General features: G+C 46.2%; 11 protein-coding genes. 6 read left to right on the forward strand and 5 right to left on the reverse strand.

Annotated features, from left to right (window positions below):
- Positions 1-48: 48 nt before the first annotated feature.
- The 4 genes from H6S82_RS04060 to H6S82_RS04075 form a co-directional block, all read right to left on the reverse strand.
- Positions 49-420, reverse strand: coding sequence for a response regulator (locus H6S82_RS04060; protein ID WP_190465864.1), 372 nt, complete (start codon positions 418-420; stop codon positions 49-51).
- On the reverse strand, positions 417-3,356 hold the full coding sequence (locus tag H6S82_RS04065) for an amino acid permease (RefSeq protein ID WP_322111925.1): 2,940 nt from the start codon (positions 3,354-3,356) through the stop codon (positions 417-419). Before H6S82_RS04065 ends, H6S82_RS04060 begins: the two co-directional genes overlap by 4 nt.
- 257 nt (positions 3,357-3,613) lie before the next feature.
- Positions 3,614-6,046, reverse strand: coding sequence for a diguanylate cyclase (locus H6S82_RS04070; RefSeq protein WP_190465872.1), 2,433 nt, complete (start codon positions 6,044-6,046; stop codon positions 3,614-3,616).
- 99 nt (positions 6,047-6,145) lie between these two features.
- A complete protein-coding gene (locus tag H6S82_RS04075) occupies positions 6,146-7,156 on the reverse strand; it encodes an EAL domain-containing protein (RefSeq protein WP_242056812.1) in 1,011 nt (336 codons plus the stop codon).
- 363 nt (positions 7,157-7,519) lie between these two features.
- Here H6S82_RS04075 and H6S82_RS32960 point away from each other — a divergent pair, with 363 nt between their 5' ends.
- Complete coding sequence (locus tag H6S82_RS32960) at positions 7,520-7,702, forward strand: hypothetical protein (protein ID WP_206756849.1); 183 nt, start codon at positions 7,520-7,522, stop codon at positions 7,700-7,702.
- Positions 7,703-7,730: 28 nt separating this feature from the next.
- Here the strand turns inward: H6S82_RS32960 and H6S82_RS04080 are convergent, their stop codons facing one another.
- Complete coding sequence (locus tag H6S82_RS04080; RefSeq protein ID WP_190465875.1) at positions 7,731-8,129, reverse strand: response regulator; 399 nt, start codon at positions 8,127-8,129, stop codon at positions 7,731-7,733.
- A 257-nt stretch (positions 8,130-8,386) separates the two neighbouring features.
- On the opposite strand from H6S82_RS04080, the gene H6S82_RS04085 reads away from it, so the two are divergent.
- The 5 genes from H6S82_RS04085 to H6S82_RS04100 form a co-directional block, all read left to right on the forward strand.
- Positions 8,387-10,933, forward strand: a complete 2,547-nt coding sequence (locus H6S82_RS04085) for a DNA topoisomerase (ATP-hydrolyzing) (protein ID WP_190465877.1) — start codon at positions 8,387-8,389, stop codon at positions 10,931-10,933.
- Positions 10,934-11,006: 73 nt separating this feature from the next.
- Positions 11,007-11,678 carry a metallophosphoesterase family protein gene (locus H6S82_RS04090; RefSeq protein ID WP_190465879.1) on the forward strand — a complete coding sequence of 224 codons (672 nt, stop codon included), beginning with the start codon at positions 11,007-11,009 and terminating at the stop codon, positions 11,676-11,678.
- 415 nt (positions 11,679-12,093) lie between these two features.
- A complete protein-coding gene (locus H6S82_RS04095) occupies positions 12,094-12,537 on the forward strand; it encodes a pentapeptide repeat-containing protein (protein ID WP_190473664.1) in 444 nt (147 codons plus the stop codon).
- A gap of 77 nt (positions 12,538-12,614) precedes the next feature.
- Positions 12,615-12,746, forward strand: a complete 132-nt coding sequence (locus tag H6S82_RS33875) for a hypothetical protein (protein ID WP_255512301.1) — start codon at positions 12,615-12,617, stop codon at positions 12,744-12,746.
- A gap of 48 nt (positions 12,747-12,794) precedes the next feature.
- A partial coding sequence (locus tag H6S82_RS04100; protein ID WP_191056033.1) for a tetratricopeptide repeat protein occupies positions 12,795-14,315 on the forward strand: 1,521 nt, incomplete at its 3' end.

The following is a 14,315-nucleotide window of genomic DNA, read 5'->3' on the forward strand; positions in this document are numbered from 1 at the left end:
TTTAGTATTGCTTTTTGCTGGCATTTTTATCTCCTTACAAAATAAAACCTAGATCTCCCCAAAAACTAGACGTTTTAAATTGTCAAAATTAATCGGCTTATTGACATAATCATTTGCTCCATAAGCAATTGCCTTTTGATAAGTATTTTCGTCTCCATAAGCCGTGATCATAATAACTTTTAAACTCTTGTAATTGGTTTTGATTATTTTTAGGAGTTCCAGCCCATTCATTCCTGGCATATTGATATCTGAAAGGAGCAATACAACCGACGCTTCTCCCTGTTTTTGTAGGTAATCTAGCGCCGCTTCTGCCGACAAAGCAAAATTAAATTCTATTTTTCCATCTTTGATTTCTCTTCTAAATTTTTGCTTGAACAAAAATTGGATATCTTCCTCATCATCTACAACCATAACTTTCATTGCTGAACCTCCATACTTTTGATTGACTTTTTGGGTAATTTTATAATGAACTCGGCATAACTTTCCGGTTCTGTTTCTACCTTCATCTCTCCCCTATGCTGTTGAACGACAATATCGTGGCTGATAGATAAACCCAGACCAGTTCCTTCTCCTGCTGGTTTCGTCGTGAAGAATGGGTTGAAAATTTTATCTAAAACTTCTAGTTTTATGCCTTTGCCGTTATCGCGAATGCGAATTTCGACGCGCTCTCCCATATTTTTAGTTTTCACAAGCAGATGCGGTGAAAACTCATCGCCTATTTCTTGTTTCTTTTTATGGGTTGAGTAGCAAGCGTTGTTAATAATATTAAGGAAAACCCGGCTAATGTCTTGGGGTACAACTTCAACCTCGCCAATTTCAGGATCGCAGTCACTTTCTATGGTAATGTTAAAAGAAGCATCCTTAGCACGCATCCCGTGATAAGCCAAATTCACATACTCTGCCAATAAACTATTTATATCCGTTGCTTGCCAGTGACCGCGTTCGCCGCGAGAATGCAGAAGCATATTGCTGACAATGCTTTCTGCTCTTTGACCGTGATGATTGATTTTATGGAGATTTTGTTTGAGGTCGCTGAAAATTTCGGTTATATAATCGCTTGTTTCCGCTCCCAATTGCTCTGTATGATTTTCAATTTCTGCAACTAATTCTTCAATTAATTCAGAGGAAACTTCAGCGAAATTATTGACGAAGTTCAAAGGATTTCTGATTTCGTGGGCAATTCCCGCCGTTAAACTTCCCAGAGAAGCGAGCTTTTCTTGTACGATAATCTGACTTTGCATAGCTCTGAGATTTTCTTCCACCCGCTGACGCTCGACAATTTCCCTTTGCAATTGCTCAACAGTCTGAGAAAGCTCTGTTGTCCGTTCCAAAACTTTGATTTCTAACTGTTCGTTAGCTTTTTCCAGTACTTCCTGTGCTTGCTTGCGCTCGGTGATGTCGCGCACGATCGCAACATATTGTTGCAAATCTCGATTCGTTTGGGAAGCATCGCGGGAGAATCGGTTTGAAATGGCAACTTCCAGGATGCGTGAGGTGCCATCGAAGTGGCTGGGGGTTTGTTCGCTGCGCGTAGGCCAATCATTTGGGTCAGCCGCCAATTGCGGCAGTAACGTCTGCAAGTGAGTTCCAAGCAATTGAGTATAGGTCAATCCAAATAACTGTTCGGCAGCTGGATTAACTTGACGAATTATACCGTTTTCATCCAGGACAACAATAGCATCCAAGGCAATGTTAAAAAGTTGTTCTGCTGCTTCTCGCGACTCATCCATCGAGATAACTTGGGGTAAACTTGTCCAACAGGCGATCGCTACACCCGTAAAAGCTACACATAGCAGCAAAACTAACAAAAGATTCGAGCCGCTAGGAGAATTTACACTTAATCTGATGCCGGAGAACCAACCAATTGCGACGGCGCTACAGATTAGTAAAATTAAAATCAGTACCTGAAACCCTACAAAGTCTGCGATCTGGCTTTTCGCTTGCTTGCGGTAAAGACGAATCCACCAACTCCGATGAAAAGGCGCAAGAGAAATACGACGGATAACCAAGTCAATTGCCAAAATTCCAGCAGGAACTAGCAGTCCCAGAAAAAAGTCTTGCTGACCGGAAGCAAATCCTCCCACAGTTAGCATCATCGCATCCACAAGGAAAATACCCAGCGACAACCAAGGCCACCTCGCTTCTGGCTTGCCTCGGTTAAGCCAGATTCCCAAATGGAAAAGCATCGTACACGATACCACTCCCACGTTGGCGAAGACCACCAGTCGGTCTAGATTTACCCAAAATAGGCACAGTAAACCCAGAACCAAAACTGGAATCAGACCTGGGCCGAATACTCCACGACGAGAGACAACCCCAAATACGGGGGAGATATGCCCATCTATAGCCAATTGGTAGGTAATGCGAGGGCAGTTAGAAACAACTGTAGCGTAACTCAGCAGACAACTAGCCGCTACGATGAAAATGGCTAGAGAACTAGCACTACTACCCCAAAGAGGTTGTGCAGCAGCTGATAGATTTAAAAAGGCGTCACCACCTAAATCGGGAGCATCGGCTAGGCGCATCATCACCCAGCAACCTCCCAAAAACATTGTTGGAATCAAGTAAGCCGAAATTTTGAGAAACTTGGTCGTCTCGCTGGGGTTACGGCTATCTGCCACAAAGGAAGAAGAAGTTTCGCACGAGTAAAAGCTAAAGGCAGCAAAATAAAACCACTTCATCCAATCTACAAAGCTTAACGGAGGCCAACTATCGGGAAAAAGGCCGGGACTATTTGGCGCAAAGGCTAACCATAGAAAACCTTGAATATTAAAAATTAGTAATAGTAAAAATGCCGGTATAGCAAAAAATAAATGAGCGATGCTCAAGGCGCGTGTACCGCTGAAGGTTAAGATTAACGGCAGAATGGTGAAGGCAATTTCCAATAATTTGTTCGGAAAAGTTAACCCAGCTTGTTTTAAATTTACCTCAATCAGTTGAGCCATTACGATCGCGTAAATTGGTGTGGAAGCAACCCAAGCTAACCAATATCCACTGGCAGCATAGCGACCCAAAAACGGATATTTCCTCAGCAGTCGAGTCGTGTAGTTAGGCGTTCCCCCCGCCATGTCTGGAAAATGTTCGCCCAGCCGCCTCACCTGAAGGTTGAGCATCGCACCCATGAATACACCGGGAAGCCAGACTAATATGGCATTCGGCCCTATGGCGGCATCAATGATGGGAATCAAGCCCACCCAATTGATAATCGCCGTGAGGCCAAAGCCCCAAGTTTCCAGGGGACTGAGGGTGCGCTGGAGGCGCATGGGCGATCCCAGGTTGTGCTTTCCACCTAGAAAAGGCCGATCTTCTTCTGATTGGAAGCCTTTCCAAGACTCCGGTTGGGTTTCTCTTGACATTGATTTTACCTAACATCTTTTTGAAAACGTATTGGAAACGTAGTTGTCACCCTATTTGCCAGCACATTCCAGGCTCAGCCATCCCAAGTAATTAAGAGCTTTGGATCGCAGCTTCAAAATCTATATTCTTGTTTATATTTCCCCATGATGTTTCCTGGCTAACAGTTTAATTGTTAATTTTTAATTTTTAACTAATGGGGAGACCCGGTGCGGTCAAAAGCCGTTGGTAGATTTTTTCTTGTTTCTTGTTCTACCAACTACTTATTACCGCACCCCCGTACTGGGGGAGAGTAAACTATTACCTGATTGCGCCCCCGCTTCTTCGCCTGATACAATGCTTCATCCGCCAGTGCAACGAGCATCGCGATCGAAGAAGTCGAGGCAGGCATGGTACTGGCAACCCCCAAGCTGAGGGTAACGTATTCCCCGATACCGGAAGTAGCATGAACAATTTTGAGCGCCTCAACTTCAGCGCGAATCTTTTCTGCGACCGATACTGCCCCTTCCACTCCAGTATTGGTCAAAATCACAGCAAATTCCTCGCCACCATAGCGAGCGACCAAATCAGTTGGGCGTTCGACGGCGCGGCTAATCGCTTTTGCCACCTGTTGGATGCAATGGTCACCTGCTTGATGCCCGTAAGTGTCGTTGTAAAGCTTGAAACAATCAATGTCGCACAAAACTAGCGATAAGAGCTTGTGTTCCCCTGCCATTTGCAACCAGATTTGGTCGAGATACTCATCAAAGCGACGACGATTCGCCACCCCAGTTAAACTATCCAACTTGGCTAAATGTTCCAACTCTTGATTGGCTTCTTGGAGTCGATCGTAGAGTTCGGCTTGCTGAATGGCGATCGCTAGTTGGGTTGCTAATGAAGCAAGCAAGTCAACCTCAAACGGTTGCCAAGCTCTTGACTCCGTACAGTGATGGGCAATCAGCAATCCCCACAGGGCGTCTCCTTGCATAAGCGACACCACAAGCTTTGCCTTCACCTGTAACTCATGCAAAAACTCAACAAGGCATGGAGTGATGGTTTCAGTTTCGACATTGGCAATGGCACGAGTGCGTCCTTGTTTGTACAGATCGCGGTACTCGACGGGAAAAACTTCGGCGGGGAAAGTACGCCCCAAAATTGGTTGCCAACAGGGCGCAACTGCCTCCGTAACAGCACTGCCTGTGCCATCCGTCCAGAGGCGGTAAATTAACACCCGATCGCACCCCAAAAATTGGCGCACTTCCGTCACAGTCGTATTGAGAATATCCGATAGTTGTAACGATCGGCGAATGCGTTGAGCGATTTGAGCGACAAGTTGCTCGCGTTTGGTTTGCTGTCCAAAAGCGTCCTCGGCTCGCTTACGCTCAGTAATCTCTCGTTGAATCGCGATCCAATGCGTATACCACCCAGTTTTATCGGCAACCGGTGCAATATTGAGTTCTACCCAAAACTCAGACCCATCCTTACAGTAGTTAATAAATTCCGCTCTCACTGGCTGCCATGCCTTCAGTGCTGCCCGAATCTTGGCACAGTTTGCCCGGTCAGTTTTGGGGCCTTGAAGAATACGCGGAGTTTTGCCCAATACCTCTTCTGCACTGTAGCCAGTCATCCGAGAAAAAGCTTGGTTGACATATAAAATTCGAGGCCCGGGTTCGTTAATCGGCTCAGCTTCAGTAATCACAACAGCATCATTAGCGTTCACGACGACCGATTCGAGCAAATGTAACTGGTGTTCTGCTTGTTTGCGGCCAGTTATGTCACTTAAAGAACCGACAATGCGCTCAATCTTGCCATCGCTTCCTCGCTTCGGCAGCCCTCGCACCAGCACCCAACGGTAGGTGCCATCTCGGTGCTGGATCTGATGCTCGCTGATAAACTGAGTGCTGAAATCGTGCCGTGTTTGGCTGGCAAGATACTCAGTCATTTGAGCTTTGATTTGTGCTTGCGCTTGAGGATGCAGCCGATTCCACCACTCTTCAATGCTAGAGCCAATTTCAGATTCTCCATACCCCAGCAGGGCTTTCCAGCGGGGAGAAAAGTAAACTCGATCGGTTTTGAGATCCCAATCCCAAAGGCCATCGTTGCTTGCTTGCATGGCAAGAGCATACCGATCTTCGCTCAGCCGCAGCGCTTCGACCAGTTCGGCTTGAGAGACAGCTATACTGAGACGATTGGCTAACTGTTGCAGGAGTTCGATCTCAAATGTTGACCACTGGCGTGGTTTTTGACACTGGTGAGCTATCAGTAACCCCCAAAGTTTTGACTGGAACAGTATTGGCACAACCAGCTTTGCTTTGACGTTAAACTGTTGGAGAAATTCGATTAGGCATCTCGATATCGAAGCTTGTTTGATGTCTCCGATCGCTTTAATGTGTCCCTGGCAGTAGTGCTGATGAATTTCCACTGGAAAAACTTCAGATGGAAATGTTTGTCCTAAAATCGGCAGATATTTAGGATCGACAGACTCTGCCACAGCACTGCCAGTGCCATCTAGCCACAATCGATAGACTAACAAACGATCGCACCTTAAAAATTTACGTACCTCCGTCACCGCAGTCTGGAGAATATCTTCCAAGTTCAACGATTGACAAATTTTAAGTGTGATAGCTTCCAGCAATTGTAGAGATTGATTTTGGCGTTTTAAATTCTGCTCAACTTGTAGATATTTAAATTTATTAAAGAGCCATTTAAACATAAGCGATCGCTTATCCTTTTTTATAAATAAAGATTTTTAGGAGCAAGAATTCTTTCCTTCTACTCCTAACCTTTAACTTTGGTATAGCGTGGGTCTGACTTACCCAACTGCCGGGGAGCTTGTTGTAATTTGAGGTGGAGCGATCAGCGGAAAAGTCGTCGGTTGGCTAATCAGATAACCCTGAACAAAGGTTGCACCTCGCTGTCTGACCCAATCCAGTTCTTCAGGCGATTCGATGCCTTCAGCGATCGTTTGAATATTCAAGTGACTGGCCAGTTCTAGTATTTTCTCAGTAACGAAAGCTTTATAAGAGTCTGCTTGCACATTGCGAATCAGGCTCATATCAAGTTTAATAAAATCGGGACGCAGTTGGTGCAGCAAGTTGAGATTGGAACCCCCTGCGCCAAAATCATCCAACGCCATACAAAAACCCGCTTCTCGGTAGATGTTGAGAATCCCTTTGAGATGTTCGGTATCTTGAGGCTGATGAGACTCAACAACCTCGAAAACGATCTGTTCGTGAGAAATGCCCGCTTCATCAATAGCTTGCATTGTCGAGCGTAAGCAGGAAGTAGGATCGTAAATCGATGTGGGAGAAAAGTTGATAAAAATGTGTTCTTTGATTTGGTGTCGCTTGGTCTCGCGAATTGCCGTGCGCCTAGCGATCAGATCGAGCTGAACTAAGATACCTGCTTCTGTTGCTGATGAGAACATTGGGCCGGGAGGAATAAAGCTCCCATTGGGAGCGATTCCACGGAGTAAGGCTTCGTGACCGAAAATATCCGAGGTGTCTTGAGCAGAGACGATCGGCTGAAATTGACAGGTAACTCGATCGGCTGCTAGCAAGTCGAGCAACCAACCCGACTGGTTAAGACGAGTGAGACGAGCCAAGGAAGTTGTGCGAGCGCAATCGCGAAGTTCCGGGGCTTTGGTGTCCGCCATGAACAATGCCCGCGTGTTTTTCAACTCATTTTGCGTCAGAATACCAGCTAAGGTATTAACGCAAGTTTCTGTTTGGATTTCTTCCAACTCAATGGCAAGACACTGCCCGTCCTCCTTGAGTTCGTAGTCCAGCTCGGCTTTACGCAGGTAGTAGAGGACTTTCGTCATACTATGACCCGAGGGAAACCACAGATATAATCTGCCCGTTCCCTCTATTTTGGTGGGTAAGGTTTCGCAGCGGGCACAAACGCTATGAGGCTGAGTAGGTTTCATACGCTAGTTCGATCGGGGCTAACTAACGATCTTAATTATTCCCTGGTGGATGCAAGTATTCTCTGGATTGAGCAAAGCTTTGTCGCTGGTCTTAGATTAGACTTTTTTGGTCTGATTTCAACCTATTACGCTTACCGACATCCTCAGCGAATTTGCTGAGATCGCCGATAAAGTGGTACATATGTACTTAATTGGAGTTAGGATGGGTGAAAATCCTCAGTTGGTATCTAATTTTAGCTAAAAATAGAATTTAGAGCCTTGGAGTCACAGGTCTATTCCGAAATCTCAAGTAGCAAAATCCTTGCATACTTACATCAAAAGCATCCAGGCATCGAAAAATACGATCGATTACACCTGGCTCAGGAAACCTGGCAGCAATGGCTCAAAGCGTTGAAACAACAAGCCAGCACTTCTTGTGCTGTAGCTGAAACAGGCTCCTGAGAACAGCAGATGGGATGTATTTATGTTTTTAATCTTTTGGCAGGAGTGCCATAATCTGATCCACAAATTGTTGATGATCGACAACTGGTTTGGAGATGTAGCCGTCAGCACCACTTTGCTTGAGAAAGTTTTCGCGATCGCCCTCCATCGCGTGAGCCGTAACCAGGATAATGGGAAGATTGGCAGTTTGGGGGTCAGACTTGAGCATCTGGGCGATCTTGATGCCATCAACTGCCTTACCCTGGTAAACGCTGTGTTGCAAGGAAACATCCATCAAAATGATGTCAGCCTTCCCAGACTGGGCAATCTGCATCACCTCTTCGACATCCTCAGTACCCTTAACCTGCAAGCCACCTCGCTTGGTGAGAATCTTAGAGAAAACGCGCAAATTAATCGGGTCGTCTTCCACAATCAGAACGGTTTTCATGGTTTTTTCCTGCTCGCTTGATTCAAAATAAGGCAGTCTAGGCTCCTGCCGTTTGATACTACTGTGAAAAGAGGAAAGGGAAAAGGATACGGCGTCGGGACTAGGGGCAAGGGGCAAGGGACTAACGAAAAATTAATTCTCCCACTCTCCCCCTCCCCCACTCTCCCACTCCAGGTCTCCCCCACTCCCTCCTCCCTCTCACTCTTTCCCTCTCCCTCTTCGCTCTCCCTCTTTATACTCATAAGGAACCCGGACTCATGGCAAAACAACTTAACCTTCTCTCAACAGGACAGGTGATTACGACTGCCCTGCACGCCGAGATGCAACGGTCTTATCTTGAATATGCCATGAGTGTCATAGTCGGGCGGGCGTTACCCGATGTCCGCGATGGCTTAAAGCCCGTTCATCGTCGCATATTATATGCAATGCACGAATTGGGGTTGGTGCCAGACCGCCCGTACCGCAAATGTGCCCGCGTGGTAGGGGACGTGCTGGGTAAATATCACCCCCACGGCGACCAGGCGGTTTATGACGCTCTGGTGCGGATGGTACAGGATTTCTCTTGTCGCTATCCTTTACTCGCCGGACACGGCAATTTCGGTTCGGTGGATAACGACCCACCAGCAGCAATGCGTTATACGGAAACGCGCCTCGCTCCCATAAGCCATGAAGCGCTATTGAGTGAAATTGGCGAGGCGACTGTTGATTTTATCCCCAATTTTGATAACTCCCAACAAGAGCCGGTGGTGTTGCCAGCCCAGCTGCCGATTTTATTGCTCAACGGTTGTGCTGGAATTGCGGTGGGAATGGCTACCAATGTACCCCCGCATAATTTGGGGGAAGTGGTGGATGGTTTAATTGCTTTAATCGATCGTCCCGATTTGTCAGAAGATAAGTTGCTGGAATTGATTCCGGGCCCTGATTTTCCCACAGGAGGGGAAATTGTGGGAACGGAAGGTATTCGGGAAGCCTACACTACGAGTAAGGGCAGTATCCCCGTGCGGGGAGTTGCCAAAATTGAGGAGATCGCCCGTCGCTCATCTTCTTCTAAATCGAAAGCTCAAAATCGGACGGCGATCGTAGTGACAGAGTTACCTTTCCAGGTGAATAAGGCATCCTGGATCGAAAAGGTAGCAGAATTGGTCAACCAAGGGAAAATTGAAGGGATTGGCGATCTCCGAGATGAGAGCGATCGCGAAGGTATGCGCGTAGTTGTGGAAATCAAACGTGACGCCAACGCTCAAGAGGTTTTAGAACAACTCTACAAACAAACTGCTCTGTGTAGCAATTTCGGCGCTATCTTGTTAGCGCTGGTAGAAGGACAACCCCGCCAGCTGACGTTGCGGCAGATGCTGCTGGAGTTCTTGAGCTTCCGCGAACAAACTCTGACCAGACAATACAATCACGAGCTCCAACAATGCTTAAGACGCCTTCATCTGGTGGAAGGTTTGTTAACTGCGCTCTCAAATTTGGATGCGGTAATACAAATTCTCAGAAATGCGCCAGATGGCACTACAGCGAAGCTGAGTTTGCAAAGCCAATTTAATTTTAGCGATCGCCAATCGGATGCGATTCTCTCAATGCCCCTGCGACGCCTGACCGGTTTGGAAAGGCAGCAGTTACAGACAGAGTTTGACGAACTCAGAGATAGAATAGCTCAGCTAGAGCGGTTGTTGAGCGATCGGCACGAATTCCTCAAAGCTCTCAAAAAAGACCTGCGAACGCTCAAACGCAAGTACGGCGACCCCCGTCGCACTCGCATTCTAGCAACGCCAGCAGCCGCCCCAGAACAGCCCAGAAGCACAGCAGCTCTTGAGCAGAGGGGCACGACGGCGGGGGGGCAAAAGAAAGAAAAATCCAAGACTCAGGAAATACAACAACCCACTCTTTTCACGCCGCCACCGCCAGAAGAGGTGACTCTGGAATTCACCCATAAAGGTTATGTGCGACGGTTGTCAAAAAATGGCAATAAATCTTCGTCTTTGAAATCGCAGGATGATTTTGTTGTCAATACTCAAGCAGCTACCACTCAAACAGATTTGGTGGTAGTAACTGCCAGCGGCAAGGCTTATCCAGTCAATGTGGGCGATATTCCGCCCACATCTGGGGGAAATAAGGGGACTCCTCTTTGCACTTTGTTACCGGGTGCGAAGGAAACGCCGGAAATGCTGGTAGGGCAGTTTGTCTTACCGGATAATTTGGAAACGGGTAGTTTGGTGCTGTGTACGCAGCAAGGGCGTATCAAACGAGTGGCGCTTTCAGAACTTGCTAACCTAACTCGTCGCGGCGCAACGCTTTTGAAGTTGAAAGATGACGATCGACTATTATCTGTTCATGCGATCGCTTCTAAGGGAGATGTCGTCATGGCGACTAGCGGCGGACGTTTGCTGCGCTTAAGGATAAATGACGAGCAACTACCGATAACAAGTCGCAGCACTCAGGGGCTACAAGCCTTGCGGTTGCTGCGTTCCGAGCAAGTGGTTGGCGCTTCTATTCTGTTGCCGAATGACAGCCTGTTACTCGCTACCCAACTGGGGTATGTCAAACGTTTACCCATAAGTGCTATGCCGCTGGCTCAGTTGGGTAATATCGGTACGACGGTGTTTCAGTTCACCACCAAGTCGGATGCTTTGGCGGGGATAGTAGTCGCTAACGCTTCATCTGAGGTGATATTAATGACAAATACGCAGAGAACACAGAAATTACCTGTAGATAAGGTAAAGTTCTGGGGTAAAGATGGCACGGGCGATCGTCTGATTGCGCTCAAAGCTGAGGAAAAAGTTATCAATTTGCTAATTGCTTAATTTCAAATTTCAGATTTTAGGTTTTAGATTTTAATTCAATCTAAAATCTAAAATCTAAAATCCAAAATTGATTATGCGTATCCTTGCTATTGGTGATATTCACGGTTGTTCGATCGCCCTCGATTCCCTCCTCGCTGCTGTAGTCCCGCAGCCAGAAGATAAAATTATTACTCTGGGCGACTACGTAGATCGCGGCCCTGATACTAAGGGCGTTATCGATCGTCTCATCGCTTTGCACGCTACCGGGCAACTTATACCTTTACGCGGCAATCACGAGCAAATTATGCTCAATTCTCGTGCTGATGGGAAGCTATTAGCGTGGCTGTCCTGGGGCGGTAAGGCAACGCTTGCTTCTTATGCGGTATCTGGGAATGAGGGAACTTTGCAGGATATCCCAGAAAGTCATTGGGATTTTCTCGAAAATAAGTGTGTAAATTGGTACGAAACAGACAAGCATTTTTTCGTACACGCAGATGCCGAACCAAATTTACCGTTAGGGGAACAACCGGAATTTGTCTTGTTTTGGGGGCCGAGCGATCGACCGTCACCCCACTTTTCCGGCAAAACAATGGTTTACGGACACGATACACAAGAAAGTGGAATTCCACTTAATTTAGGCTATGCAATTTGTATCGATACTTGGCCTGACGGAAACGGTTGGTTAACTTGTTTAGATGTAACAAGTGGGAAAGTTTGGCAAGCAAATCAAGCGGGTCAGCAACGACAACTTCTCATCGATCGATAATTAATAAAGCTCACAAAAACAAACCCCTTTCCTCTAAAAAATCATCCTTATAATATCATAATCCAGTAGCATCGGTTGCCAAAAAAATCCCTTTCCGATCTGCGTACCCTACGGGAAGGCTATCGCCTACATCTGCGTTTATCTGCCTACATCTGCGGTAAAAACTTAACCCCTAATTCCCACAAATAATCTTTCGCATCATTCTTACACTACCGATGCAACCCGATACAAACAGTCCAACTATCCTTCGAGATGATGACAGTCCCTAACTAAGACCACCCCACTTCGTCACCTGGCAAATCTTTACCGATCGACAAATAGCGATCGCTTCAAGCTGGGAGTAATTTCCACCTAAAATTTGGGAATAATAAAAGTAGCCTCGCTAACTCCTTCTCAATCAATCGGCACAGACACAATGAAACTGAGAATCCTAACTGCTACGGCTATTTTGGCACCTGTATGCTTAGCAACTGCACCAGCTAGCGCCGTCAATCCCGAACACCTCCAACAGTTACTGAACACCAATATTTGTCAAAAATGTGACTTGAGTGGCGCTGACTTAAAAGGTGCGAATCTCAATGGTGCTGATTTGAGGGGTGCAAATCTCAATGGTGCCGATTTGAGTGGTGCCAAACTGAATGCTGCCAATTTGTCTAATGCAGACCTGACAAATGCCAAGTTGACTGGTGTCGATCTCAAAGATGCCAATTTGACTGATGTAGTTGGACTTTCCTCTGGCAATCTTGCCACTCCAACTCAAGGAACGCAACAGGTAACAGCGCCTCTGCAACCAGGAAACGGACATTTCACCCCACCAGATCGCATCCCCACTCAAACCGGAGGTGCGGGCGCAAGGTAGATGAGAATAGGAAATGTGGGAATAACCAAAATAACCACGCTTTCTCTGAAATGAACTACTAAGGATGGTACAGAAAAATGAAACTGAAAATCCTAACTGCTAGCTCTTCGCGGCAGGTGACAGCACCTTTGCAAGGTGGAAACGGACATTTCACCACTCCCGATCGCATCCCCACTCAAACCGACGGGGCCGGTTCATCAGGATTCTAGCTTTCGGTATAGAAGAAAAAATGAGGATGTTTGTAGAGGAAAATCCTGATGTATCCCCGTCTTAAATACCTCACCCTTGCTACTCTAATTCCGATCTTCTCGTTAATATATTGCCTACAGCTAGTAGGAATTTCTTTGGCAAAATCCAGCCATTTAGTTCTGGCGCAAGGTACAGATGGGGTGAATTTGTCCCCACAAGACCGAAAGACACAAGCAGATCGGCTGTTACAGATCGGAATTCAACAATTTTACAGCAGTCAGTTTCGCGAAGCTCTCCAAACTTTTGAACAAGTTAGGACAATATATATAGAAATAAATGACAAAACAGGTATTGCGTCAGCGCTCAATAATATAGGGGAAGTTTACAACGAGCTCGGTCAACCTGACAAGGCGATGGAAGTGTTGCAACAAGCTTTGAGTATCCGCACACAATTAAGCGACAAAGCAGGTGTTGGCGAAACACTCAATAACCTGGGAATACTTTACAGAGATACCAGTCAATATGGCAAAGCTTTGGAAATGTTGCAGCAAGCTTTGGCTATCCGTAGAGAAGTGGGCGATCGCATCGGTGAAGGACGCACCCTCTTCAACATGGGAGTTGTTCATCGCAGATTAAGTCGATATCCTCAAGCTTTAGAATTCTATCAGCAAGCATTAGAAATTGCCAAAGCAACGGGAGATCGCATTAACGAAGGGCGATTGCTCAATGGGATGGGATATGTTTACAATAATTTAGGCCAATATACCCAAGCGCTAGAGTTTTATCAGCTAGCTTTAGCCATTCGTAAGAGTATAGGCGATCGCTCTGGTGAAGCTGCTACCTTGGGAAATATAGGGATAGTTTACGATTATCTAGGCCAATATCACAAAGCGATCGAGTTCTATCAGCAAGCACTCTCGCTCTCTAAAACAATTGGCAAAATTGTAAGTGCAGGGAATATCCTCAGTAACATAGGCGGAGTTTACTACAGTTTGGGTCAGTATCCCCAAGCGCTAGATTCCTACCAGCAAGCCTTAGCAATTATCCAAAAAACTGGCGACAAGTTTGTTGAGGCAGCTACGCTGAACAACATCGGATTAACTTACAATCGTCTGGGTAAGTATTCTCAGGCATTGGCGTTTTATCAACAAGCATTAGCGATTCGTAAAAGTATAGGCGATCGCGCAGGTGAATCAAACACTCTCGGTAATATGGGGGTAGTTTATGATACGCAAGGTCAGTATGCCAAGGCGCTGGAGTTGTTTGAACAAGCTTTAGCAATTCGTAAAAGTATAGGCGATCGCGCCGGCGAAGGAGGCACCCTTAATAGCATTGGTTCTATTTACAAAAGTCTAGGTCAGTATCCGCAAGCATTAGATACTTATCAGCAAGCATTAGCTATTCAAAAAGAAGTAGGCGATCGACCGGGCGAAAGGATTACTCTCAGCAACATCGCCAAACTTCTAGAAACGCAAAATAAACCAGAACTAGCTATTAGTTTCTACAAACAATCCGTCAACGTCACAGAAGCTATTCGTAAAGATTTAGAGAAACTTTCGCGAGAGCAACAACAATCATATACCACAACT

It is taken from the genome of Planktothrix sp. FACHB-1355, from assembly GCF_014748295.1.
GTDB lineage: Bacteria > Cyanobacteriota > Cyanobacteriia > Cyanobacteriales > Aerosakkonemataceae > Aerosakkonema > Aerosakkonema funiforme_A.

Bases quoted from the DNA above. Each gene is read 5' to 3' on its own strand.
- H6S82_RS04080 (WP_190465875.1), bottom strand. From the start codon at position 8,129: ATGAAAACCGTTCTGATTGTGGAAGACGACCCGATTAATTTGCGCGTT.
- H6S82_RS04090 (WP_190465879.1), top strand. From the start codon at position 11,007: ATGCGTATCCTTGCTATTGGTGATATTCACGGTTGTTCGATCGCCCTC.
- H6S82_RS04075 (WP_242056812.1), bottom strand. From the start codon at position 7,156: ATGACGAAAGTCCTCTACTACCTGCGTAAAGCCGAGCTGGACTACGAA.
- H6S82_RS04085 (WP_190465877.1), top strand. From the start codon at position 8,387: ATGGCAAAACAACTTAACCTTCTCTCAACAGGACAGGTGATTACGACT.
- H6S82_RS04065 (WP_322111925.1), bottom strand. From the start codon at position 3,356: ATGTCAAGAGAAACCCAACCGGAGTCTTGGAAAGGCTTCCAATCAGAA.
- H6S82_RS04095 (WP_190473664.1), top strand. From the start codon at position 12,094: ATGAAACTGAGAATCCTAACTGCTACGGCTATTTTGGCACCTGTATGC.
- H6S82_RS04060 (WP_190465864.1), bottom strand. From the start codon at position 420: ATGAAAGTTATGGTTGTAGATGATGAGGAAGATATCCAATTTTTGTTC.
- H6S82_RS33875 (WP_255512301.1), top strand. From the start codon at position 12,615: ATGAAACTGAAAATCCTAACTGCTAGCTCTTCGCGGCAGGTGACAGCA.
- H6S82_RS04070 (WP_190465872.1), bottom strand. From the start codon at position 6,046: ATGTTTAAATGGCTCTTTAATAAATTTAAATATCTACAAGTTGAGCAG.